Source organism: Ramlibacter pinisoli (genome assembly GCF_009758015.1).
GTDB lineage: Bacteria > Pseudomonadota > Gammaproteobacteria > Burkholderiales > Burkholderiaceae_C > Ramlibacter > Ramlibacter pinisoli.
The window spans coordinates 98837-122228 of sequence record NZ_WSEL01000011.1 but is presented as its reverse complement, the minus strand read 5'-3'; the positions used below and the strand labels follow the sequence as shown (position 1 = coordinate 122228).

At 67.3% G+C, this 23392-nt stretch carries 21 protein-coding genes; 11 read left to right on the top strand and 10 right to left on the bottom strand.

From position 1 onward, the window contains the following. Positions 1 to 7 precede the first annotated feature (7 nt). Complete coding sequence (locus GON04_RS26975) at positions 8 to 1024, top strand: class I SAM-dependent methyltransferase (RefSeq protein ID WP_157401119.1); 1017 nt, start codon at positions 8 to 10, stop codon at positions 1022 to 1024. Here GON04_RS26975 and GON04_RS25725 read toward each other — a convergent pair. Continuing rightward, positions 1011 to 3407 (bottom strand): YfhO family protein, encoded by a 2397-nt coding sequence (locus GON04_RS25725; protein ID WP_157400977.1) that lies wholly within the window; start codon positions 3405 to 3407, stop codon positions 1011 to 1013. The two genes, GON04_RS26975 and GON04_RS25725, sit on opposite strands and share 14 nt — an antisense overlap. Before the next feature lie 115 nt (positions 3408 to 3522). On the opposite strand from GON04_RS25725, the gene GON04_RS25720 reads away from it, so the two are divergent. Genes GON04_RS25720 through GON04_RS25680 form a run of 9 tightly spaced genes read left to right on the top strand, consistent with a single transcriptional unit; the run spans position 3523 to position 11246 of the window. Beyond that, positions 3523 to 4665, top strand: a complete 1143-nt coding sequence (locus GON04_RS25720; protein WP_157400976.1) for an AMP-binding protein — start codon at positions 3523 to 3525, stop codon at positions 4663 to 4665. Positions 4666 to 4695: 30 nt separating this feature from the next. After that, positions 4696 to 4941: an acyl carrier protein gene (locus GON04_RS25715; protein ID WP_157400975.1), complete on the top strand. Its 246-nt coding sequence runs from the start codon at positions 4696 to 4698 to the stop codon at positions 4939 to 4941. Then, on the top strand, positions 4931 to 5875 hold the full coding sequence (locus GON04_RS25710) for an iron-containing alcohol dehydrogenase (protein ID WP_157400974.1): 945 nt from the start codon (positions 4931 to 4933) through the stop codon (positions 5873 to 5875). Before GON04_RS25715 ends, GON04_RS25710 begins: the two co-directional genes overlap by 11 nt. Further along, complete coding sequence (locus GON04_RS25705) at positions 5859 to 6899, top strand: LuxE/PaaK family acyltransferase (RefSeq protein ID WP_157400973.1); 1041 nt, start codon at positions 5859 to 5861, stop codon at positions 6897 to 6899. The genes GON04_RS25710 and GON04_RS25705 overlap by 17 nt, the downstream gene beginning before the upstream one ends. Further along, positions 6892 to 8064 (top strand): acyl-CoA reductase, encoded by a 1173-nt coding sequence (locus GON04_RS25700; RefSeq protein ID WP_157400972.1) that lies wholly within the window; start codon positions 6892 to 6894, stop codon positions 8062 to 8064. Before GON04_RS25705 ends, GON04_RS25700 begins: the two co-directional genes overlap by 8 nt. Then, positions 8061 to 8675 (top strand): GNAT family N-acetyltransferase, encoded by a 615-nt coding sequence (locus GON04_RS25695; RefSeq protein ID WP_157400971.1) that lies wholly within the window; start codon positions 8061 to 8063, stop codon positions 8673 to 8675. Before GON04_RS25700 ends, GON04_RS25695 begins: the two co-directional genes overlap by 4 nt. Then, on the top strand, positions 8662 to 9801 hold the full coding sequence (locus tag GON04_RS25690; protein ID WP_157400970.1) for a DegT/DnrJ/EryC1/StrS family aminotransferase: 1140 nt from the start codon (positions 8662 to 8664) through the stop codon (positions 9799 to 9801). The genes GON04_RS25695 and GON04_RS25690 overlap by 14 nt, the downstream gene beginning before the upstream one ends. A gap of 18 nt (positions 9802 to 9819) precedes the next feature. Beyond that, on the top strand, positions 9820 to 10842 hold the full coding sequence (locus GON04_RS25685; protein WP_157400969.1) for an NAD-dependent epimerase/dehydratase family protein: 1023 nt from the start codon (positions 9820 to 9822) through the stop codon (positions 10840 to 10842). Positions 10843 to 10853: 11 nt separating this feature from the next. Then, positions 10854 to 11246 (top strand): GtrA family protein, encoded by a 393-nt coding sequence (locus GON04_RS25680; protein WP_157400968.1) that lies wholly within the window; start codon positions 10854 to 10856, stop codon positions 11244 to 11246. Positions 11247 to 11250: 4 nt separating this feature from the next. On the opposite strand, the gene GON04_RS25675 is transcribed toward GON04_RS25680, so the two are convergent. The 3 genes from GON04_RS25675 to GON04_RS25665 all read right to left on the bottom strand — a co-directional run bounded on the left by GON04_RS25675 (position 11251) and on the right by GON04_RS25665 (position 14692). Next, on the bottom strand, positions 11251 to 12102 hold the full coding sequence (locus tag GON04_RS25675; protein ID WP_157400967.1) for a methyltransferase domain-containing protein: 852 nt from the start codon (positions 12100 to 12102) through the stop codon (positions 11251 to 11253). Further along, positions 12099 to 13085 carry a glycosyltransferase gene (locus GON04_RS25670; protein ID WP_181653805.1) on the bottom strand — a complete coding sequence of 329 codons (987 nt, stop codon included), beginning with the start codon at positions 13083 to 13085 and terminating at the stop codon, positions 12099 to 12101. Before GON04_RS25670 ends, GON04_RS25675 begins: the two co-directional genes overlap by 4 nt. 83 nt (positions 13086 to 13168) lie before the next feature. Then, a complete protein-coding gene (locus GON04_RS25665; protein ID WP_157400965.1) occupies positions 13169 to 14692 on the bottom strand; it encodes a PglL family O-oligosaccharyltransferase in 1524 nt (507 codons plus the stop codon). Positions 14693 to 14751: 59 nt separating this feature from the next. On the opposite strand from GON04_RS25665, the gene GON04_RS25660 reads away from it, so the two are divergent. After that, positions 14752 to 15540, top strand: coding sequence for a glycosyltransferase (locus tag GON04_RS25660; RefSeq protein WP_157400964.1), 789 nt, complete (start codon positions 14752 to 14754; stop codon positions 15538 to 15540). A gap of 27 nt (positions 15541 to 15567) precedes the next feature. On the opposite strand, the gene GON04_RS25655 is transcribed toward GON04_RS25660, so the two are convergent. The 6 genes from GON04_RS25655 to GON04_RS25630 all read right to left on the bottom strand — a co-directional run bounded on the left by GON04_RS25655 (position 15568) and on the right by GON04_RS25630 (position 23368). Further along, the gene (locus tag GON04_RS25655; protein WP_157400963.1) at positions 15568 to 18483 is read right to left on the bottom strand and encodes an O-linked N-acetylglucosamine transferase family protein; all 2916 of its coding nucleotides are present in this window, start codon (positions 18481 to 18483) and stop codon (positions 15568 to 15570) included. Positions 18484 to 18492: 9 nt separating this feature from the next. Then, the gene (locus GON04_RS25650) at positions 18493 to 18822 is read right to left on the bottom strand and encodes a hypothetical protein (RefSeq protein ID WP_157400962.1); all 330 of its coding nucleotides are present in this window, start codon (positions 18820 to 18822) and stop codon (positions 18493 to 18495) included. Positions 18823 to 18889: 67 nt separating this feature from the next. After that, entirely contained in the window at positions 18890 to 19315 is a 426-nt protein-coding gene (locus tag GON04_RS25645; protein ID WP_157400961.1) for a pilin, read from the bottom strand. A 223-nt stretch (positions 19316 to 19538) separates the two neighbouring features. Beyond that, positions 19539 to 19964 (bottom strand): pilin, encoded by a 426-nt coding sequence (locus tag GON04_RS25640; RefSeq protein ID WP_157400960.1) that lies wholly within the window; start codon positions 19962 to 19964, stop codon positions 19539 to 19541. 166 nt (positions 19965 to 20130) lie between these two features. Beyond that, a complete protein-coding gene (locus tag GON04_RS25635) occupies positions 20131 to 22536 on the bottom strand; it encodes a GspE/PulE family protein (protein ID WP_157400959.1) in 2406 nt (801 codons plus the stop codon). 34 nt (positions 22537 to 22570) lie between these two features. Beyond that, a complete protein-coding gene (locus tag GON04_RS25630; protein ID WP_181653804.1) occupies positions 22571 to 23368 on the bottom strand; it encodes an MBL fold metallo-hydrolase in 798 nt (265 codons plus the stop codon). Between the last annotated feature and the right edge of the window lie 24 nt (positions 23369 to 23392).

The window sequence follows — 23392 nt, the reverse complement described above, 5'->3', positions numbered from 1 at the left end:
TTCGCGCATGTCGCAGTGGTCGCTACCCTGGTCATTCGAGCCCCAAGCGTACCGGCAGTGGAACGAGGACCTCGACGGCCTCGAAGATGATGAACTCGTCGAGCACTACACCAACCAGGGCAAGCAGGAAGGGCGCCGGCCGTTTCGACTGACGAGCCGCGGCGAGTTTGCCGCCCTGATCCCGGCGACGGCGCTGGCACTGGAGATCGGCCCGTTCGCATCCCCCGTGCTGCGTGGTCCCAACGTTCGGTACTGCGACATCCTGGACACCGAGCAGCTGCGGCGGCGCGCACCGGAGCATGGTGTCGATCTGGCGAACGTGCCGGCCGTCGACTACGTCATGCCCGGGGCCTCCCTTGACGCCATCCCCGACCAGTTCGATGCCCTGCTGAGCTCTCATGCGATCGAGCACCAGCCCGACCTGGTGCGGCATCTGCAGGAAGTCGAGCGGCGCCTGCGTCCCGGCGGCCGCTATTTCGTGCTGGCGCCGGATCACCGGTACTGTTTCGACCGCAATCTCGCGCCGTCGACCATTGCCGAGGTGCTCCAGGCCCACCTCGAGCAACGTCGCGTGCACACCTTGCGCAGCGTCATCGAGCACCGGGCCTACAACACCCACAACGATCCCGCGCGGCACTGGACCGACCCGACACCGGCGCGGCTCGATTCGCGGCAGGTCGATCTGAGACGAGTGGCCGCGGCCATGCGCGAGCACGAGTCCGCTGCCGGCGGGTACATCGACGTCCACGCCTGGTACTTCAACCCGGACAGCTTCGGGCACCTCTTGGAGCTGCTGCGCGGGCTAGGGCTCACTCGGCTGCAGGTGGAGCGGCTCTATCCCACCTGCCGGGGCAGCGTGGAGTTCTGGGCGGTGCTGGCGCTCGACCCGGGACCGGCGGGGCCCTGGGATGCCGCTGCGGCTCGGCCGGCGGCCGACTGGGCTCCCCCGGCGGCCTCGTCGCCGGCAACACCGCGTGCGGGCCTACTCGGACGCACGCTGCGGACGCTGGTCACGCGCCGCTGAGCGAGGCAGCGGGATCGCGGCGGGGTCGCCGCCACCCCAGCGCGGCGACCAGCAGCAGTCCGGCCAGCCCCATGGCCAATCCCGGAACCAGCCCCGGCAGCGCATACCGCAGCTCGATGGCATGCGGTCCGGCAGTCACCGGCGCCGCGATAAAGCCGAAGTCGGCCCGCACCAGCGGCACCTCCTGCCCATCGACGCGCAGGCTCCAGCCCCGGTAGGCCGGGATCGAAAACACCAGGATGCCGTCCTCCGTGGGCGCGATGCGGCCTTCGAGATGGTCGTTCTTGAAGCTGGTCAGTTGCAGGCCGGTGCGCCGCAGCTGCTCGGCCGGCTGCGCGTAGAGGGCCGGCATATCCAGGATGCCCCGGGCCGCATGTCCGCCCAGGTCCCACCGCCGCCCCCACCTGGGCATCGGCTCGTCCAGCACGACGGCGTTGAACAGCGTGAGATCGCGAAACCACCGCTGGCGGTCCGGCGGCTGCCGGCGCAGGTCGCCGACCTCGCGCCGGGTCACCTGGCGGGTGTGCACCACGCCCAGCGGCAGGGCCAGTTCGTTGCGATACACGTACCAACCCGGCCCGGAGCCCATCAAGGTGAAGCCGGGCCAGTCCCGAACGTCCTTGGAGATGACATACTTCACGGCCAGCGCGCCGGCGACGGCGAACCGTTCGTCCGGCCCAGCCAGCCAGTTCGTGTAGTTGACCGGCGGCGTCGGGAACGGGAACCGGCGCATCAGGTCCATGTTGCGGTGGAAGTCCACCACCGCGGAGCCGTGGTAGTAATACGACTTCACGCCCATGTAGTCCTGCGCGACGGCATCCGCCTCCGACACCGACGTGAAGGTCTTCTCGATCCGGTACACCCCCGAGTCGGCCCGCCGGATGGCCGCCAGCGCCGGCTCGGTGACGTCGCGAAATGGCTGGCGGGTCGCCGAGACCGTGGACCGCCAGGTGTTCATGGACGGCCAGTCGACCGCCACGATCTCCACCATCGACAGCACCAGGGCCGAACTGGCCAGCCTGGAACCGCGCAGCCAGCCCAAGCCGGCGAACAGAAGCACGAGCGTGCCGGCCGCGATGAACACCGCGACCTTGCCCACATGGGCCGGCACGACGTTACCCGGCAGCAGGAAAGCTACCCCGCCGAGGCAGCCGCCCACAAAAACCACGCCAATTCCCAGCAGCCGCAGGTCGACGCCCTGGTCGAACACGCGCTGGAAGGCGCGGGCGGCCAGCAGCAGCAGCGGCAGCGACACCCACAAGGTGGTCGAGCGGAAATAGGGCGAAGCAAACCCAAAGGCCGCCAGCCGGAATGCCGGCACGACGATGTAGAGGGCGATGGCGACGAGGGCGACGAGAAGCGCGCGACGTTCGCCGCGATCGCCCTTCCACAGCTGCGGCAGCACAAGGAGCGGCAGCATTCCGACCCAAAATCCCGGGCCCTCCAGGTAGTTCATGTACCCGCGGTAGGTGTTGGCCGAGCCGAAGAGGTCCTTGTGGAAGAAGGAGCCCAGCTGCAGGAGCCAGAGCGGGATGTCTAGGACCTGAAAGCCCTCGTTCCAAATCTTGGCCAGCAGCGAGCCGGAGTTGGGGAGGCGGGGACTGTCGAACTGCTGCAGCGCGATCGGCAGGGCCACGGGAGCCGCCACGACGAATCCCAAGCCGATCAGGGGAACGGCTCGGCAGGACAGTAGACGAAGGGTCTCGATGCGCCGCTCGGACATAGCGACCAGCACGGCGAAGGCGACCGCCAACGACACCGAGAGGGTGAGAAAGAAGATGCCGGATACCAGCGCGGCGGCCACGCTCAGGGGCAGGGCAATCCGGTCGCCACTGCGCATACAGCGCACCAGCGCCCACAGGACGAGCGGGAAGAAGATGAACGGATTGGCTTCGGGGTCCCAGACGCCGTTGATCACAACGTACCCGCAGAACGAATACAGCAGGGCCACCAGCAGCGCCGCTTCACGGCGTTCGACCAACGTCCGCACCAACAGGAAGAACGCGGCACCGCCCAGCACCAGCTTGAGCAGGTAAACCCAGATCCGCAGTTCGAGCACGTGCTCCGGCCCGCCCGCCATGGTGAGCAGGCGAAAGGCATCGCTGAACATGAAGCTCACGGGCGCGCCCAGGCCGATGCCGAAGGACCAGCCGCTCCACCCCTCCCGCTGCAGCAGGCGCCCAAGGTGCACGGCATGGCTGGTGAATATCTCGTATGTATCGGCAGCGATGTCGAGGAAAGCGAAATAGCGCGAACCGTCGATGTAAGACCAGAAAACGAGCAGCGCCAGCACGGCCTGCAGAAGCAGCAGCGACAACCAGTCGCGCATGAGACCGCGCCGCGGCTCGGCGCCCTTTATCCCGAAGCCTTGCTCGGTCCCCATCCACTGCCTCCATTGTCGCGATCGCGCAGTGTAGCGAGCGTGCGCCTATGATCCGCCTCACGTGAGCCCCGACTGCCCCCTTCCGATCCTACGCGCTACCACGCCCAGAGCCGACGTGTCCCGGCTCGACGACGCCTGGGGCGCAGCTGCCACGTTTGCCTACGTGCCGGAGCAATGTCCTGTCGGTGATGACTGGCTTGCCGGCGCGCTGGCGCATCTTCCTCAGGACTTGCGCGTTGGCCACTACGCGCTCCTGACGTCGGGCAGCACCGGCCAACCCAAGCTCGTGATCGGCCGCAGATCAGACACCGAGGCACTTACCCGCGTCATCCACGCCCGGCAGGGCCTCCAAAGTGTCCAAGCGACGGTGCTTGCACTGCCGTTGACCTACTCCTACGCCTTCGTGAACCAATGGCTATGGGCCCGCGTGCATGGAGCCGAGGTGAGGTCGACACTGGGCTTGGCCCAGCCGCGCGTTTTATTCGAAGCCCTTCGGGAGTCCGGCCCGTCCATGCTGTGCCTTGTCGGTGCCCAACTGCCACTCCTCCGATCGTTGTTGCCTGCCGGCGAGCGCTTTGCCCACGTGCATCGGCTGAATTTCGCTGGCGGCGCCTTCCCGCAGAACGAGCTGAGCTGGCTAGCGGAGGTATTCCCGCAGGCCGCTGTCTTCAACAACTACGGCTGCACCGAGGCACTGCCGCGACTTTGCATCCGCGCCGCCGCCGACAGCCAAGACCCGGCATGGATCGGCAAGCCTCTCGACGGCGTCGACCTGCGAGTGGGCCCCGCCGATGCCTTGCAGTTTAGGAGCGCGTATGGGGCAGTGGCCATCGCCGAGGGCGCGGGCGTGCGTCGGTTGGCTGAGGATGCCTGGATCGACACGGGCGACGCAGGCGCACAGGATGGCGCGGGGTGGCGACTGCTGGGACGCCAGGCTGAAGTGTTCAAACGCTATGGCGAAAAGGTCTCGCTGCCGGAGCTTCTTGCAACCGTGCGGACCTGCTGGAGCGGAGGGGCTGCCTTCTACGTGGAGCAGAGTACTGGCGAGCCAGCTCACGTGCTCGCGCTGGCGCCAGCCCCAGACGCGAACCAGCTGCGTGCGATTCTGCAGGCATTCCGCGCACGCCATCGGCGCCCCTTGTGGCCGGCGCGCATCGAGGCCTTGCCGGCCCTGCCCTTGTCGGCGAATGGCAAATCCGACGCGAGGGCACTCGCGGCCGACCCCTCCCGCAGCGTGGCATGGCGACAGATCGGATAGGATCCCCCGGCCGATTCGAAGTACCAGCCCGTGACCAATCGCGACAAACTCAAGCAACTGCTGCTGGATGTTTTCCTGCTGACCGACGACCAGTTCTCATTCGATCTGCGCAAGGAAAGCGTCGATACGTGGGACTCTCTCGGCGTGGTGTCGCTAGCCGTGGGGATCCAAGAAACCTTCGGTTACCACTTCACCCCGGAAGAAGCGACAGGCGTGGAGAGCGTCTCAGACATCGTTCGCATCCTGTCAACTCACGGCATCCGCCTTGACGACTGAGACCGCCAAGCTGGATTGGCCGGAAGTGCGCGGCCTGGATCCGGCCAGCACCGTCGCCTGGGCCTCCCGACCGATCCTCCCGGTCCTGCGCGACGAACTGCCGTTGCCGCTCACTGATTCCGGCAGCATGCCGGCGGCGCGGATTCACACTGTGGTGGTGGTCGGGGGTGGAACCTTGATCGACCGCGCGAAGCTCTGGCGCCACCGCCACAGCCCTGCCACCCGACTCATCGCCGTGCCGTCGCTGTGGGGCAGCGGGGCGGAAGCGTCTCCGGTCGCAGTCGAATCCGTTGCGGGCCGCAAGGTTGCCTCGATGGGCGTACACCTGCTCCCGGATGCACGCGCCGTGCTGCCCTTGCTGGCCGACCTGGTGCCGCCGCGCGCGGCACGCCATGGCTTCGGCGACGTCTGGGCGCACGCGCTCGAGGCGTGGCTATCACCTCTGGCGGACGACCGTCTGCGCAGCGACGCCGCCTCCTTCGTGCGTGCCGACCTGTTGCCCGCTGCGCTCACCCCGCATCCAGGCTGGTTCGAGCTGTCGTCGAGGGCTTGCACCCTGCAGGCGCGTGCCGGCGTGGGACTTGTGCATGGTGCGGCACACGAGCTCGAACCGCTGCTGGCCCAGGAGGATGCTCAGGTGCTGCCGGGCGGTGGCGGGCATGCGCACTTGTGCTCACTACTGTTGTGGCCGGTGATGCGCTGGAACGCCGAGCGCAGCCCCCGCGTTCAGGCACTGCTCGGTGCTGACGCGCCCGCCATCCTGGCGCGTTTACGCGAACTGCACGATCCAGTCGAATTCGAAGCGCTCGCCACCGTGATGGCCCGCGCATGGCCGGCCATCCTGCGCAATCCGATTACACGCACCAACGCCGTTCTGGTGCGGGCCGACACCCTCGAACGCCTCCGCGAGCTGGCCCATGAGCAAGCTGCTTGAGCAGTCACCGTACGCTTCGCGCGACGACGCGGTATTCCTGCGCGAGATGAACGAGCTGGTCGCCCATCACCGGCACCACTGTCCTCCTTATGCCACCTTCACTTCGCCCACTGCCGCCGAGCGCGTAGAGGACCTGCCCTTCGTGCATGTGGGGCTCTTCAAGCGCGCAACACTAAGATCCAACACGGGTCCCGGAACCGGCGGCCGCACGGTCCTGTCATCCGCGACATCGGGACAGACTAGCCGGGTCTTCATCGACGACGCCAGCGCCGCGCTGCAGGCTCGCAGCTCGCAGGCCATCCTGGCGGACTTCATCGGCGGGGGCCGGAGGCCGCTGCTTGTGCTGGACAGCGCGGCTTCCCTGCGGCGTCGCGGCGAGTTCTCAGCGCGCATCCTGGCCGCCATGAGCCTGAAACCGTTTGCGAGCGAGGTCTTTTTCCTGCTGAGTGATGCCGGCGACCCCGCCAGCTTCTCCACGATCCAGCTCGAATGCGCCTTGAACCAGGGCGGCGACCTTCTGGTCTACGGCTTCTCCTGGATGCTTTGGTTGGCATGGGCTCGCAGGGAACTGCCGCAGGCACTGCGCGATGAAGTGGCCCGTCGTCGCATCTGTTTCGTCCACTCTGGAGGCTGGAAGAAGCTCGAAGCGGCGAGCGTCGACCGGGCCGTCTTCGACAGCACCTTGCTGGCCGGTGCCGGGACTGGCTCGCTGGTGCTCGACTACTACGGGCTGGTGGAACAAATGGGCGTCGTATTTCCCGTCTGCGACCAAGGCGCGCGTCACGTGCCCCGCTGGGCCGACGTGCTGGTGCGGGACAGCTGGTCGCTAGCCGCCCTGGAAACCGGTGTCGGTCAGCTGCAACTCCTGAACACTGTCTCCTGGGGTGCGCCCTGCCACAGCGTCCTGACCGAAGATCTCGGCCGCTTGCTGCCCGGCCGTTGTGCCTGCAGCAGGAGCGGTCCGCGCTTCGAGTTGCTCGGTCGGGTTCCGCAGGCCGAACTGCGAGGTTGCGCCAATGTTTGACGAGCTGCTGTGGTTCGAGCATGCGGACACCTGCTCAGCCGTGCGCAACATCAGCGACCCAAGGCATCTGATCGAGGGCTGGCAACAGCTGCGTAGCCGGATGGTCCGCAAGCGCGAGCCATCATTCACGCGCGATGAGTGGGCCTATCTGCTGCAATTCCTGGCCCCTGAACGCCTGCAAGGTGTCTGGGATCATGCGTTCGGGACCCGGAGTGATGCGCCACGCGCGCCCGGCTGGCTCCTCGTCCCGCCGCGCGAGGTTGCGCTCTGGCTGCCGAACAACGTGAGCCTCTTGGGCTGCCTCACGATGGTCCTGGTCTCGCTTACGGGCGCCCGGCTGCGCATCAAGGCCGGTTCGCACAGCAGTAACCTATGCACACCGTTCGCGTCCTGGGCCTCGGGCACTCTGCCCGACGGCCCGCTGCGGACCTGGCTCCACGATGCCCTTCTGGTACAAGCCTTTGGCCGCGACGACCCGGCGAACGTTGTAATGAGCAGCACCGCGGACGCGCGCCTTTTCTTCGGCAGCGACACCGGCGCTCGTGCGGTGGAAAACCTGCCGCATGCAGTGGACAGCCGCTGGTTCGCGTTCGGCACGCGGGTGTCGGAGGCCTGGTTCACGCCGGCCGCCACCCGGGATGCGGAAACGGTGGCCCGGCTGGCGCGTGTTTTTGCCGTGTACGGACAGGCTGGTTGCACGTCGCCGAAGCGGGTGGTCGTCATCGACGGTACGCCCGAAGACGTGCAGGCGCTTCACCGGCTGCTCGCCGAAGCGGTGGCGACGAGCCGCTGGCCGGAGCCGCCGCAGGCGCAGGCGAGCGAGGTCGTCCTGGGCGAGCAGTGGGCCCGCTCCTGGGGCCTCGAGGCGCACCGCCTACCGGGCCAACGTGCGCTACTCGTGCTGTCGCCCGCCGCCGCGCCGCAGGTTTTCGCACATCGTGCACTCCAACTGCAGTGGGGCACGCTGGAGCAGGCGGTCGCAACGGCGCCCGGGGAACTGCAGACGATCGGCTGGGCCGGCGAGCCGCCGGCATCCTGGGTCGCGGCGATCGGCGCCACCCGCGCGAACCGGTTCGTGCCGCTAGACCGAATGCACGATTTCGGCCCGGTCTGGGATGGCATGGCCTGGTGGCGGGGACTTTTCAGGGAGGTCGAACGGGGATGACTGCGAGCAGGTCCGGCGATCGCATCGAGGCGCATGGAGTGGTTTTGCGCCGTCTCACGGCGGTCGATATCGAGATGGTGCGTCAATGGCGCAACGACCCGGCGGTCAGCCGCTTCATGGCGGCTCGCGAGAACATCTCGCCCGAGATGCAGGCGCGCTGGTTCGCCGGCCTGGATCCGGCTCGGCAGTACTTCTACGTCGTCGAGTACGGCGGCCGCGACGTGGGGCTGGTGAACCTGAAGAATCTCGACCCCGTCGCGCGCAGTGCCGAAGGGGGCATCTACCTTGCAGACCAATCCTTGCGCGATGGATTGGTGGGAATGGCGGCGTTGCTGGCCATGTACGACCACGGGTTCGGGGCGCTCGGACTAGGCACCATCAGCGCGCACATCCTGGACGACAACCCACGGGCCCTGCGCTTCAACCAGGCGCTGGGATTTCGCATCGCCCCGGCGCAGCAGGGCGTGCGCAACCAGCTTCACCTCCTGGCCCAAGCGGACTACTTCGCACGAACGGCGAGATTTCGCGCCCTTTTCGCCGCTCCCCCGCCGTCTGGGGCTAAGCTCAGCGATTCAGCTCAGCCGCAGGAAGGACACAATGACCAAGGTTGAATTCTTCAGGCACGGCCTGACCCGAGCCGACGCGCAGGCCGTCGCCGACGTCCTAGACAGCCCTTTCCTGACCTCGGGCGCGGTGGGCCGTGGTGTTGAGTTGCAGTTGCGCCAATTCTTCGACATGCCTGCGGCCATGCTGGTCAACAGTTGGACCAACGGCGCGGTGGCGACCCTGCTCGCGCTCGATGTCGGCCCGGGAGATGAAGTGATCGTCCCGGCCATGACGTTCATCGCAACCTCCAACGTGGTCGAGCTTCTGGGCGCGCGGCCGGTATTTGTGGACGTGGCACCCGACACGCTACTGTTGCAGCCGCAAGCCGTCGCCTCGGCCCTCACGCCCCGCACCAAGGCCGTGATCCCGGTGCATCTGTACGGACAGATGTGCGACACGGCGGGTCTGCAGGAGGTGCTATCCGGGCGGCCCGACATCCGGGTGATCGAGGACGCGGCACATTGCTTCGAGGGTCTGCGCAACGGCGACAGCCCGGGACGCTATTCCGACGCGGCGATCTTCTCGTTCTACGCCACCAAAAACGTCACTTGCGGCGAGGGCGGCGCGATCGTGACGCGGCATGCCTGGCTGGCCGACCAGCTGGTGAAGACGCGCCTGCACGGCATGTCGGCTGGCGCGGCCGACCGCTTCAAGGCTGGGTTCTACCGACACTGGGACATGGACCGGCTCGGGGTGAAGGCGAACCTGCCCGACCTGCTGGCCGCGCTGCTACCGCTGCAGATAACTTCCATTCGCGACCGCCTCGCGCAACGCGAGCGCATCGCTGCCGTCTACGAGGAAGCCTGCGCGCGGCTGGGCTTGCGCGTCCCGGCGAGCGCGCCGGGCGTGGTGCACGCCCGCCACATCTTCCCCATCCATGTCGATCCGGCCCTCCGCGATCCACTCATCACGGCCTTGAACGAGCGAGGCATCAGCGTCGCGGTCAACTACCGCAGCGTGCCCGCGACGACCTACTACCGCGAGAAGTATGGCTTCGTCCCGCAAGATTTCCCGGTGGCTTGGCAATGGGGCGAAGGCACCTTGACGCTACCGTTGTATCCCGGCATGCCGGACGAGGCGATCGCAGCCGTGATCGCCGCCCTCGAGCAATCGCTGGCACAACTGCGCTGAGCCCAAAGGAGGACTGCGATGAAGACCGTACTCGTCACCGGCGCCGGGGGCTACATCGGCTGCGTGCTCGTCGGCCAATTGCTCGAGGACGGCTGGGAGGTGCTCGCCGTTGACCGTTTCTTCTTCGGCGAGGAGCGTCTGCAGGACATGCGTGAACATCCGCGGCTGCGGCTGTTGGTCAAGGACGTGCGGGACCTTGCGCCGGCCGACTTCGTCGGGGTCGATGCCGTGTGTGATCTCGCTGCGCTATCCAACGATCCGTCGGGCGACCTCGACCCCGAGCTCACCATGGCGATCAATTTCACCGGTCGCGCGCGCGTGGCGCGGCTTGCCAAAGCGGCGGGCGTGCGCCAGTACGTGCTGGCCAGCAGCTGTTCGGTCTATGGGAAGGGCAGCGGCGGTCAGCTCGACGAGACGTCGACACCGCATCCGCTGACGGTGTACGCCAAGGCCAACCTCGCCGCCGAGCGCGAGGTGTTGCCGCTTGCCTGCGAAGGCTTCAACGTCACCGTCCTGCGGCAGGCAACCGTCTTTGGCCTGTCGCCGCGCATGCGTTTCGACCTGATCGTCAATCTGATGACGCTGAACGCAGTGGAAAAGGGCAAGCTGTTCATCACTGGCGGTGGAAAGCAGTGGCGCCCGCTGGTGCACGTGGCGGATACCGCCACGGCCTTCCGGTTCGTTCTAGCGGCTCCGGCTTCGAAGGTCAACGGAGAGGTGTTCAACATCGGCAGCCTGAACATGCAGGTGCTGAACGTCGCCTACACGGTCCGCGAGGCCATCCCCTTTTCCATCGAAATCCAGGTCGTTCCAGACGATCCCGACAAGCGCAGTTACCACGTCTCCTTCGACAAGGCACGGCGGGTGCTCGGATTCGAGACGGCGCGCCGACCCGAAGACGGCGTGCGCGAAATTTACGAAGCCCTCAAGTTCGGGAACATCGCCTCCGAGCCGTGGACATTCACCGTGGGCTGGTACCGGCGCCTGCTCGAGGCTAAACAGCTGGTCGACAAGGTCATGCTCAACGGCCGATTGCTCTGAGCCGGCGGCTGGTGGTCGCCGTTCCCGGCCGCACCTGGTGCCAGCTGCTCCGCTTCGGGGCTGTCGGCCTCGGGTCGAACCTACTACTGTATGGGATGTTCCTGCTACTGCTGCAGCTGGGCATGCCTGCCTTGGCAGCCATGACGACGACGTATTTGGGTGCGCTGTTCCTTAGCTTCACCCTGAATCGCCGTTGGATATTTGACTATAGTGGCCGGCTCGCCGGGCCCCTGCGACGCTATCTCGTTGCGCAGGCCGCGTGTTTTGCGCTGAACGCGGGGCTACTGCATCTGGCGATCGGCACATTCTGCTGGCCCCCGGCGCTGGTACAGGCCGTTGCCATTGTGTTGATCGCCGTCATCCTGTTCATGGCCCAGAAGTTTTGGGTGTTCGCCGGGAACTGAAAATTCATACCACCGAGGCCGCCACGATGCAGCTTCCACCGAACCGCATGGAACGGCCGTGCCCGATGTGGTCGATTTCGGTTCGCAGGAGCCACTGCGCCACGGACGACAAGCCGCCGCGGCGGGCGGCATGGTCGCTGTGCACCTGCCCGGAATCGGCCGGCCGGCGCAGCCCGAGCCGGTATGGCAGCGTGCGAAGCAGCAACACCGGCAGGGGCAGAGGGCGAAAGAAGTAGGACGCGTAGTCGATGCGGAAACCGGCGCGCCGTAGCACGTCGCAGACCTCTCGGAGGTCGTAGCGCCGCATGTGGCCGGCATCGACATCCGCCTCGGACCACAAGCCCCGGTAGGCCGGCACGGTCAGGTACAGACGGCCCGCCGGCGTCAGAACGAACCGCAGGTCGGACAGAAAGGCCACGTCGTCCTCGATATGCTCCAGGACGTCGAATAGTCCGGCCGCGGGGACGGTCCCCGGCCGGAAGCCCGCCGCCTGCAAGGTGGAACAGGCCACTTGGCGCAGCCCTCGTCGCCGGGCATTCAGGGCCCCGGTCCAGGCCGGCTCGATCAGCGCCACCTCGAAACCGGCGTCCTGAAGACCTTTGGCGACCACGCCATTGCCACCACCTACGTCCACAAGCAGGCCGCGGTCCGCGGGCGGTTGCGCAACCACCAACGCCTCGATGCACCGATTGCGGTGCTGGAACCAGAACGATCCGTCCTCGACCGCGAAGCACGACGCGTGGCCATCGGCTGGATACGACACCTGCGCCTGCTCACCGGCCGACCAGATGCCATGCTCCCCGACTCTCAGCCGCGTCGCCAGGAATTCCAGCCGCGCAGAGGAAGGTGCGCTCACAGCCATTCCCGAACCGCCAATGGCCGGGCGAGGGTTGGCTCCTCGTTCACCCTCGAAGGCGGCAGGACGCTCGTCTCGATGCCCTCGGAGGCTCGCAGTAGGTACAGAGGCCGCCGCTTGGTCTGCGCGAATACCGAACCGACGTAGAGGCCGACGATCCCCGTCGTGGCGATCGCTAGACCGCCCATGACCAGGATCGCACTCATCAGGCTCGCATAGCCGAGGACGGCAATTCCGCCCTGTAGCGCACGGACCGCGATCACCAGCGCATATGTCAAGCCGACGGACGCAATCACGAACCCCAGGGTGACCAGGACCTCCAGGGGTTTCTCGGAAAATCCGATGGCGCCGCGCACCGCGAGCGCCACCTGCTTGCGCAGCGGATATTTTGTCTCGCCCGCGAAACGAGCACCGTGTGTGACATCGATCGACGTGCGGCTGAAGCCGACCCAGTCGGTCATGGCCGTGAACAGACGAGGTGTTTCGCGCATGGCGCAGACAGCGTCGACGATGTCGCGGTGCATCACCCGGAAGACGCCGACGGAAGCATCGAATTCGAAGTCGGCGAGCCACGTCATCGCCCGCGCGAACAGTTGAGACAGACTGCGCTTGAAGGGCCCATGCCGCTTGCCGAGCCGCCGGGCCACTACCATGTGGTAGCCCTCGGCGGCCTTGTCCAGCAATGACGTGATCGATTCCGGCTGGTCCTGCAGGTCACTGTCCATGACCACCACCCACTCGCCGAGCGCATGGTCGAGTCCGGCCGTAATCGCCACATGATGTCCGAAGTTGCGCGAGAAGCGGAGGCCCCGCACCGCCGGATAGAGAGCCCGCAGTCGGACGATTTCGCCCCATGACCCGTCCCGGCTCCCGTCGTCGACAAGAATGATCTCGCACGGCCGGCCTTGCAGGGCGACATCGATGCGCCGCACCAGTTCCTCTAGGCACTCCCGTTCGTTGTAGACCGGAGCAATCACGGACACCAAGCTCGTTCTTGCCGTCACTGCGCCAGTTTCTGCGGCCCTCATGGTTTGTTCCCTATTCCCCATTGGGGCTCCGGACAATGTTAACGTGCCAGCCCATCAGGGCGCTCCGGCGACGCCTTGTCGAGAGTGCTCAGGGCCAGCTCTCGCAGCTGCCATTTGGCATAGTCATCTGGGAATGCCGCCTGGTAGCGCGGGACCAACCAGGCGACCTCGTCGGAGCGTCCCAGCAGCAGCGCGCTCTCGGCGAGTTTCTCAATGACGCCCGGCTCGGGCGAGTAGTGCAGCATCCGCAGGGCTAGGTCGTGCACATGGCGGGCGGATCGATCGGTGACCGGGGTGACCGACAGCTCGGCGAACTCGAGCTGGCTGCGAAACAGCAGCGGCGTGCCGGCCGCGCGGACCGGGTCCGCGCGCATCGTCGGCCGGCGCTCGGCCGGTTGCAGGTAGGCCTGCGAGACCGTGTCGTACTCGCGCGCCATCAGCGCGAGTGCCACCAATGCCAGCGCCACGCCAGCCGCCGTCGCGCCGCGACGCGGCGGCGACAGGGCCGGCACCCGCACCAGCAGCGCGACGGCCAGCAGCACGGCCCACTGGAACGGTCCGTACCAGAGCGGGTATTCAACCAGGCTGTGCAGGCCCACCACCGCCAGCACCGCCCAGGCGAGCTGGCGCGCCGGATCCGCGTCGCGCCAGGGCTTGGCACGCAGCACGGCGACCGCCAGCAGGGCCGTCGCCAGGACGGCGGCGGGCAGCCCGAACTCCACCGCCAGGTGCAGCGGCAGGTTGTGCGCGTTGTCCAAAATGTTGCAGAAGCGCTCTCCGTCGTAGAGCGTCGCGTAGTGGGCGTAGTCCAATTCGCCCCAGCCCCAGCCGGTCCAGGGCTTGGCGGCGATCAGCTCGGCCACGTTGGACCACAGCACCTTGCGGCTGCTGCAGCCCAGCTCGGTGGACACCCGCACGAAGACGTTCAGCGCATCGGCCCCGCGCCACCACGCCAGCAGCAGCGGCAGCAGGGCGCCGGCCAGGATGTAGCCCGCCAGGCCGGCGACGCACAGCGCGACGCGGCCCTTCCTCGGCCCCGGCCAGGCGGCGGCCAGCACCGTGAGCGCCATCCACTCCACCAGGCCGGTGCGCGACGCCGACAGCGCATTGCCGATCGCCAGCAGCAGCACCGCGGCAAGGGCCGGCGCCGGCGCCAGCGGCACCCGCCGGAACACCAGCACCGCCAGCCCGATCGCGGTCAGGGAGGCGAACTGGTTCTTCTGCCGCAGGTTGCCGTAGGCCTCGCCGATCTGCGCGAGGCTGACCAGCGGCGTGCGCGGCGCGAGGTCGAACCACTGCAGCACGCCGATGACGGCACTGACCAGCGCGGCGGCCAGCCAGGCGCGCGATGCAGTGGTCTCCAGCAGGTCGGCGGGCCGCGCCGCCGTGGCGATGGCCAGCGCCGCCAGCAGACCGCAAGTCCAGGCCACCAGCAGCGGCACGACGTTGGGTGAAGGACCGGGGGTGTAGGGCCAAAGCCACGGCAGCGCGAGCAGTGTGGTGCACGCGAGGGCCGCCACACTGCTGGACGCGTGCAGACGCGCACTAAACTCAGCAGCCATTCCGACCGGCTCTGTTCCGGCACGACGGATGCACCCGTCGCCACCCTGAGGATTCCGCATTGAGAGTTCGCCCGATCGCCTGGCTGAAGAACACCGCCCGCAACCGCCTGAAGGATGGCCTGCTGGGCCGGCTGGTGGCGCCGTCGGCGCGCGACGTGACGTTCGAGCGTGTGCGCATCGTCAGCGCCACGCGGATGGATGAACAGACATTCTGGAAATCCTCGGCGCTGGGCCAGAGCCTGGCCATCCGTCGCAAGGATGCGCGCCTGGTGTTCGACATCGCCTTCAGCAACAAGGCGGGGCTGCCGAAAGTGTACAACGCGGCCATCACGCTGGCCGGCCCCCGCGACGCGCTGCTGTTTGTGCATGACGACATCTGGCTGGACGATCCGCAGTGGCTCGACAAGCTGCTGGTGTCACTGAAACGCTACGACGTCGTCGGCCTGGCGGGCAACCGCCGCCGCGTCGCCGGCCAGCCCGCGTGGCTGTACACCAAGGAGGAGGGCGGCCGGTTCTGGCTCGATGGCGAGAACCTCTCGGGCGCCGTCTGCCATGGCAAGGCGGCCAAGGGCAAGGTGTCCTACTTCGGGCCGTCACCGGCGCGCTGCGAACTGCTGGACGGCCTGTTCATCGCCGCGCGCGGCGACGTGCTCAAGCACTCCCGGGTGGGCTTCGACGATCGCTTCAACTTCCACTTCTACGATCTGGATTTCTGCCGCGGCGCGCGCGTCGCCGGCCTGAGCGTCGGCACCTGGCCGATCATGGTCACCCACCAGAGCACCGGCGCCTTCAACAGCCCCAGTTGGTACGAGGGCCGCGACAAGTACCTGGGCAAGTGGAGGACCTGAAACGCGCCGCGGTTACCCCAACTCCAGTCAGCCGCCCGGCGTGAAGTAGGCATCCGCCACCTGCACGCCTTCGGCAGTCGATGCGATCGGCGTGGACAGCGAGGTGTGGTCGTCCCTGGGTTGCTCGAAAGGGCTGAAAAGCATCTGGCGCGCACATTCCATACGCGCTTCGCTGCGGTTCGACGCGTCCAACTCGATGCCACCCGCCAAAAGCACACCGAGGTTGCGGTGCACTGCCAGGCGCTTGCCGCCGCGCGCGAGCGCGTGCGTCCAGGCCTCCTCCAGCAAGGTCTCGCAGCCAAGGAGGTTGTCATCGAATCCGCCGGCGATGCCGGGCCCGGCACGCATGGCCAGCACGGCACCGTCCAGGACGGCCATTCCGCCCACCAGCGGCTCGGAGCCGAGACCGAGCACGTGCAGATCGTTGAGGCCCTCCTTCTCCGACGACGGCGCCAGGAACCCGCCGGCCTTCTGATCGAAAGCCTCGGCCCGCCAGTCCAGCCGTACCCAGCGCTTGGCGCCCGAACTGCCCACGCAGTCGGCCGCCTCGAGGCCCTCCAGTAGGTGCACCAGGAACCGCGGCTGGTGAATCTCGACGTTCTTCTGAAGTAGCACGACCACTGCGCCGACGGGCCCGGACAGCACCCGGCGGTAAGCGCCAAGACGTCGCGACTCGTCGCAGCGGGTGAATGTCAGGGTCGAACCGGTCGGCAGAACGCAGGTGTTCTCGACTTGCCGCCGGATCACCTCGAAACGCTCGGCCGAATCACAGGGCACCAGGATGTGCATCGCGCCGCCGTCGCGGGACCCCGCGACCGGGATGTCGGCAGTGCCGTCCATGACGACGGCGCAGGTCCGATACAGCCGCAGCTGCGCCTGGTCGAAGGCGTCGACCACGCCGAGCGGCTCGAGCCGCGCCATGCAGTCGCGAGCCGCGGCCGGATCGCGCCGCAGCAGTTGCATGCGGGCGAGGGAAATCCACGCGGGGATCTGGTCGGGAGTGGAGAAGGCGTCCAGCTGGCCGCGCACGTAGGCGATGGCCTGGTCGACCATGCCGGCCCAGACCATGATCTGGGCCTGCAGCAGGTGGGCAGGGCCGGCGTTCGGGTAGTGGGCCACGCAATGCCGCAGCACGCGCTGGGCGGCCTCCGGCTGGTTGGCCGCCAGCACCGCGTAGGCGCGCCGGATCAGCTCGGTGACCGGCAGGACCCCGAGCTGATTCTCGCGGGGCGGTCGTGCCGGCTGGTGCTCGGCCAGCGCCTGCAGGCACGCGGCCTCGAAGTCGCGCGCGAACAGCGCGCCATTACCGAGGGAGGTGCTGCGGAACCCTTCGCGCGCGGTGTGCTTGAACCGGCGGACGCGATCGGTGTCGTGGGCCAGCGCGACGGACTTGGCCACGTAAGAAGGCACGTCGTCCACCGCCAGGTCTGCGAAGCCCAGGGTGGTGAGCATCGACAGGCCCATGCGGCTGATCAGGGACTTGCCGGCGATCGCCACCAGCGGCACGCCCATGTAGGCGGCGAAGCAGCTGGTCGTTCCGCCATTGAAGGGGAACGTGTCCAGGATGATGTCGATGTCGTTGTACGAATTGAAGAACGCCGCTCCGCCTTCGGGCGCCCGGAAGTCCAGGCGGTCCATCGGCAGGCCCCAGCGTTCGAGCCGTTCCCGCGTGGACGACAACCCGATCGGATCGGCGAAGTTGACCGACCGCAGCAGCAGCCGGCTGCCAGGCACCCCGGCCAGGATCTCGGTCCAGGCCTTGGCGATGCGCTCGCTGATCTTGGACACGTTGCCGACCGCGCCGAAGGTGACGTAGCCATTGACCACCAGAGGCGGCTCCGGCGCGACCGGCGCGTCCTCTTTCGGGTCGAAGCACCAGAACGAGTCCGGCAGCGCCAGCGGACGCTCGGCGTAGAAGCGGGCGGCGTCGGCGGTGAGAACGTGTCGGTCGAGCAGCTTGTAGTCGACGCTGGGCAGGCCGGTGGTGGGCGGGTAGCCGAGGGCATTGACCTGCAGCGAAGCCATCCGGCACTGCAGCAGCGACATGCGGTTGTGCGAGGTGTGCCCGGCCAGGTCGACCAGGATGTCGAGCTGGTGCGAGCGGACCAGGTCGCGCAGGTCGAGGTCCATCAGCTCGTGGACTTCATGGAAGTGATCGGCGGCCTCCTCGATGCGCTCGGTCTGCACGTCGCGGCCCGGGAAGTCGTGGTACAGGAAGATCTCGAACCGCTCGCGGTCCTGGTGCTCCAGCAGCGGGCGGAAGAAGTAGCGAACCGAGTGGTTGCGGAAGTCGGGCGACCAGTAGCCGATGCGGATGCGGCGGCCGGCCTCGGGCGGGCCGGGCGGCTGCCAGTCGTCGCCCGGGATCGGCTTCAGGCTCTCGGCCCAGAAGCGGTGCTCGCCGGCGATGACCTCTTCCTCGACGTCGTCGTAGCCGACCCAGAACAGGTTGGCGTTGGCCGAGCGCAGGTTGTCGAAGTCACTCAGCCAGGACTTGAGCTGGAACTGGCGGGCGCGCCCGATGTCGCCCTGGCGCATCAGCAGGCCGGCGTAGACGTTCTCGGTGTGCTTGAAGTCAGGCGCGCAGATCTTGGCCCGCTCCAGGAAGCCCAGGGCCTCGGTGCCACGGTTGTTGTCGACCAGCAGCTTGGCATGGTTGACCATCGCCGGGATGAAGGTGTCGTCGAGGGAATAGGCCAGCTCGAACGACGCCGCAGCCCCTTCGAGGTCGCCGATGTCGGCCAGGCAGGCGCCGACGTCATTCAGCGCCCGCACGTTGGACGGGTCGGTCTGCAGGTAGTCGCGGTAGGCCCGGACCGCCCCGCGCTTGTCGCCGTTGACCATCAGGTCAGTCGCGTACTCCAGCAGCCCAGCGTCCGGCACACGCTCCGTCTCGGCAGCCCGGCCCGCTCCGGCCAGCTTGCGCAGCACGTTCAACAGCATCGACACTACTCAGGAGGGATCGGAGGGCGCGCTGCGGGTGGGCTTGGACAACTCGACAACCAGCCCCTCGACGGCGACGTCGATGAAGTCGTCAGGATAGCCGGCGTTCTTCAGCCCCCAGCGGAATCCGTTGGCGAGGAAGGCCCGGCGGATGAAGCCCAGCCGGTTCTCGCGCTGGTACGCGGCCGCGGCCTGGAACGTTTTCTCCAGCTGGCGCGTCACCTTGTTCACCGACAGCACCTTGCGCCGGGTCTCTATCAACGTGGGAGGCAGTTCCTTGGTCAGGCGTTCGACCAGGTCTTTGGCAAAGCCGTTGTCGCGGGAGGGACCGAATTTCATGAAAGGCTGGCGGTGAAGAAAACAAAAAGCCCCGATGAAGGGGCTTTGCTGACGAGGCGGTGGCCTGTCAGGTACCGCGGCAGGAGCCGGGCAGGTACTTGATCGGGCTGCCCGAGCAGGTCCAGGTCAAGCTGCCACCGGTGGCGCTGGCGGGAGTCAGGGTGACGGTGACGTCGGCGCCGACCGAGCTGGCGGCGGCGGAACCGGTCACGGTGACCAGGCCACCGGTCGAGACGCTAGCCGTCGTGACTTTGCCGACGGCGGCGATGGAGCAGTCCGCAGCCACGGTGCTGGGAACGCCAGGGCCGTTCGATTGCGCGGCCTCGGTGATGCAGGTGCGGGCGCCGGAGGCGGCCAGCATCAGCTCCGAGACCTTGGCGCGGATGGTGTAGTCCTGATAGGCCGGCAGCGCGACGGCCGCCAAGATACCGATGATCGCCACGACGATCATCAGTTCGATAAGGGTGAAACCCTGTTGCAGTTGACGCTTCATGGAACCTCCGTTGAAGAAGCAGGCTACCTCAGCAATTCATGTGCCATTCGGCGTCGCCTCATGCGAAGGCCTTTTTCGTGCCCAATTCACGAACCTCAAGCGGACGGCGTTTCGACCCATGACAAATGTGGCGATCAACAATGTCCCCATGACCCGGCTTGTCCGGCACGCGCATGAAAAAAAGCCCCGGTGACGGGGCTTTTCCTGTCGAGGCGAAGGCCTGTCAGGTCCCGCGGCAGGAGCCGGGCAGGTACTTGATCGGGCTGCCCGAGCAGGCCCAGATCAGGCTGCCGCCGGTGGCGCTGGTGGGGGTCAGCGTGACAGTGACGGCAGCGCCGACCGAGCTGGCGGCGGCGGAGCCAGTGACGGTGACCAGGCCACCGGTCGAGACGCTAGCCGTCGTGACTTTGCCGACGGCGGCGATGGAGCAGTCCGCAGCCACGGTGCTGGGAACGCCAGGGCCGTTCGATTGCGCGGCCTCGGTGATGCAGGTGCGGGCGCCAGAGGCGGCCAGCATCAGCTCCGAGACCTTGGCGCGGATGGTGTAGTCCTGGTAAGCCGGCAGCGCGACGGCCGCCAGAATACCGATGATCGCCACGACGATCATCAGTTCGATGAGGGTGAAACCCTGTTGCAGTTGACGCTTCATAACAACCTCCCTTGGCGAAGCAGTAGTACATGAGCAATATTTGCGCCGGGCCAGGATCGGGCGCGGGCAGGGCGGCAAGGCCCGAAGCAGCGTCGGCTTAAGCAAGCCCCCTACACCAATTGCGGCTGAGCTTGACAGTTTTGTCAGCCAGCTTTGTCGCAACAGGTCACTTGATGCACACCGACCGCACCTGCTTCAGGTCGGTCAGGCCCATCATGATCTTCTCCATGCCGTCCATCTTGAGGGTGCGCATGCCGTTGGCCACCGCGGCGATGAAGATCTCGGCGACGCGGGCGCGCTCCTGGATCAACTTCTTGATGCCGTCCTCGCCGATCAGCAGTTCGTGCAGGCCGACCCGGCCCTTGTAGCCGGTCTGGTTGCACTTGTCGCAGCCGACCGGCCGGTACAGGCGCAGCCGGCCGTTCTCGCCGTAGGCCTCGATCCAGCCCTCGTACAGCTGCTGGGCCTCGCCGCCCTCGTCGGCCCGCCAGGCCGGCGTGTGGCGCAGGTCCTCGGCGTATTCGGCGATGAAGGACTTGATCTCGGGCTGCTCGGGGAAGTAGGGCTCCTTGCAGTCGCACAGGCGCTTGGCCAGGCGCTGGGCCAGGATGCCGAGCAGGGCGTCGGCGAAGTTGAACGGGTCCATGCCCATGTCGAGCAGGCGGGTGATGGACTCGGGCGCCGAGTTGGTGTGCAGGGTCGAGAACACCAGGTGGCCGGTGAGCGAGGCCTCGACACCCATCGACACCGTCTCCTTGTCGCGCGACTCGCCCACCATGATGATGTCCGGGTCGGCGCGCAGGAAGGCGCGCATCACCAGCGCGAAGTCGATGCCGGCCTTCTTGTTCACCTGCACCTGGCGCAGGCCCTTCTGCGTGATCTCCACCGGGTCCTCGGCGGTCCAGATCTTGGTGTCGGGCTTGTTCAGGAACTTGAGCACCGAATGCAGCGTGGTGGTCTTGCCCGAGCCGGTGGGGCCGCAGACGTAGAACAGGCCGTACGGCTTGCTGACGGTCTTCTCGAGGGCCTCCTTGTTGTGCGGCGTCAGGCCCAGCTTCTCGAGCGGGATCGGCTCGCCGGCCGCCAGGATCCGCATGACGACGTCCTCGACGCCGCCGGCCGACGGGATGGTGGCCACCCGCAGCTCGATGTCGAGCGGGCCGTACTTCTTGAACTTGATCTTGCCGTCCTGCGGCTTGCGGCGCTCGGAGATGTCGAGGTCGCACATGATCTTCAGGCGCGTGACCAGCGCCTGGCGGAAGTGCGCCGGTACCTCGATGTAGGGCACCAGGCTGCCGTCGATGCGGAAGCGGATGCCGGTCTTGCCCTTGCCGGGCAGCGGCTCGATGTGGATGTCCGAGCAGCGCTGGTTGTAGGCGTCGACGATGACCTTGTTGACGAACTTCACCAGCTCGTTGTCGGAGGCGGCCGATTCGAGCGAGCCGTCGTCGCCCTCGTCGTCGACCGGCGAGCTCAGGTCGGCCAGCATCTCGTCGATGGACTGTCCGCCGTCGCCGGCGCCATAGAGCTGGGCCAGCGTTTCCTCGAACTCGGTCTGGGTGGTGACGCGCCAGGCGAACCGGGTGAAGCGCGGGAACACCTGGGGCACGATGCGCGACCCGCGCACGGCCTCGGGGTCGGTGCACATGATGACCAGGCCCTCGGCCGATTCCTCCAGCGGGATCCAGCCCTGCTCGACCACGAAGTCGCGCTTGAGCGGGCCCTGCAGCTGCTCCGAGCGGATGCGACCCGCGTTGAAGCCCTCGTAGGGCACGCCGAAGAAGCGCGCCAGCGAGGGGCCGATCTGCGCCGGGCGGATCTGATAGTCGGTCATCAGGACGGTCTCGACCGGCTGGGCGTCCTCGCGCGCCTTGACGATGCAGTTCTGCAGCTCGTCCTGCGTCAGCACGCCGGCGGCGACCAGGCCGTCGTACTTGGTGGCGCGCCGCCGCTGGCTCTCGACCTCCTTCTTCATCCGCTGGCGGATGGCGGTGGCGAGCGTCTTGCACAGCTGGGTGGCGCCCTCGATCTCGAGGTCGCCAAACGGCTGGTCGCTCTTGTTGTTGATGATCTGCAGCACGCCGTGCAGCGCCTCGCCGTCGAGGACCGGCAGCACCATCATCTGTCGGGTGCGGTAGCCCGAGCGCTTGTCGACCTCCTTCAGGAACGACAACGTCGGGTGGATCCGCTTGAGCGCCTCGTCGTCGTAGACGTCGGCGATGTTGACCATCTGCTTGCTGAACGCCACGTAGCCGGCGATGCTCTGCGCGCTGATCGGCAGCTTCAGGTCCTTGGCGGTGTTCAGGCCAGTCTTGACCTTGGAGACGATGGAGGCGCGGTCCTCGCTGACCGCGTAGACCGTCAGCCGGTCGGCGTTGAACAGGCGGCAGATGTCCTGGCTGGCCTCCAGGATGATCTGGTCGATGTTCTCGGTCTCGTGGATCCGGGTCGTGACCACCTGCAGCTGGCGGAAGAACAGGGCCTCGAAGGTGACCCCGCGCTTGTCCGGCGGCAGCTGCTGCGAGTCGTAGAACGCCTGGGAATCGCGCTGCTCTCGCAGGACTGCACTCATGGGGCTCTCCTCGGACGGCGCGATGCCGGGTGGATCACAGCTCGAACACCTGGCCGACGCGCAGCCAGCGGATGTCGTGCGTGACGTTGGGGCCGAACGGCTGCGTCTGATCGAAGCGCTGGATCTCGGCCATGATCAGGTCGGTCTCGGCCGGCTTGGTGTGGGTGACGAAGATGGGGAACGACTTGCCGCGGTCGATGCAATCGAGCTCCTCGGCCAGCGCGTGCGGCGACAGGTGCAGGCTGCGCCGCGCCAGGTCTTTCTCGCGGTTGCTGAAGGCGGTCTCGATCACCAGCGCGGCGACGTCCATGGCGTTGATGCGGCGCCAGAACGCCGGGTTGCGCTCGGTGTCGCCGGTGAACACCCAGGCCGGCCCGCCGCGCGCCGGTGCGACCGCGTAGCCCACCGCCGGCACCGTGTGCACCGCCGGCAGCACCTCGATGCGCTTGCCGCCGATCTCCAGCACCTGCCCGACCTGGATCGGGTGGAAGCTGAGGAACGGCTTGTCGGCCGTGGGGATGCGGCTGAAGTCGGGCCAGATGACGTTGTTGAAGACATGCGCCTTCAGCGCGGCGATGGTGCCGGCCAGCGCGTGCACCTGCACCGGGCGGGTGAGCTGCGAGGCGATCGCGTCGAGCATCAGCGGCAGCGCCGCCACGTGGTCGAGGTGCGAATGCGTGAGCAGCACGTGGCCGATGCCGGCCATCTCCTCGAGCGTGAGGTCGCCCACGCCGGTGCCGGCATCGACCAGCACGTCGCCATCGAGCAGGAACGACGTGGTGCGGCAGTCCCGGGCGATGGCCCCGGAGCAGCCGAGCACGCGGACCTTCACGACGGCTCCCGGCGGCAGGCGGGC

Bases quoted from the DNA above. Each gene is read 5' to 3' on its own strand.
- GON04_RS26975 (WP_157401119.1), top strand. From the start codon at position 8: ATGTCGCAGTGGTCGCTACCCTGGTCATTCGAGCCCCAAGCGTACCGG.
- GON04_RS25725 (WP_157400977.1), bottom strand. From the start codon at position 3,407: ATGGGGACCGAGCAAGGCTTCGGGATAAAGGGCGCCGAGCCGCGGCGC.
- GON04_RS25705 (WP_157400973.1), top strand. From the start codon at position 5,859: ATGAGCAAGCTGCTTGAGCAGTCACCGTACGCTTCGCGCGACGACGCG.
- GON04_RS25700 (WP_157400972.1), top strand. From the start codon at position 6,892: ATGTTTGACGAGCTGCTGTGGTTCGAGCATGCGGACACCTGCTCAGCC.
- GON04_RS25695 (WP_157400971.1), top strand. From the start codon at position 8,061: ATGACTGCGAGCAGGTCCGGCGATCGCATCGAGGCGCATGGAGTGGTT.
- GON04_RS25690 (WP_157400970.1), top strand. From the start codon at position 8,662: ATGACCAAGGTTGAATTCTTCAGGCACGGCCTGACCCGAGCCGACGCG.
- GON04_RS25685 (WP_157400969.1), top strand. From the start codon at position 9,820: ATGAAGACCGTACTCGTCACCGGCGCCGGGGGCTACATCGGCTGCGTG.
- GON04_RS25665 (WP_157400965.1), bottom strand. From the start codon at position 14,692: ATGGCTGCTGAGTTTAGTGCGCGTCTGCACGCGTCCAGCAGTGTGGCG.
- GON04_RS25655 (WP_157400963.1), bottom strand. From the start codon at position 18,483: ATGCTGTTGAACGTGCTGCGCAAGCTGGCCGGAGCGGGCCGGGCTGCC.
- GON04_RS25650 (WP_157400962.1), bottom strand. From the start codon at position 18,822: ATGAAATTCGGTCCCTCCCGCGACAACGGCTTTGCCAAAGACCTGGTC.
- GON04_RS25645 (WP_157400961.1), bottom strand. From the start codon at position 19,315: ATGAAGCGTCAACTGCAACAGGGTTTCACCCTTATCGAACTGATGATC.
- GON04_RS25640 (WP_157400960.1), bottom strand. From the start codon at position 19,964: ATGAAGCGTCAACTGCAACAGGGTTTCACCCTCATCGAACTGATGATC.
- GON04_RS25635 (WP_157400959.1), bottom strand. From the start codon at position 22,536: ATGAGTGCAGTCCTGCGAGAGCAGCGCGATTCCCAGGCGTTCTACGAC.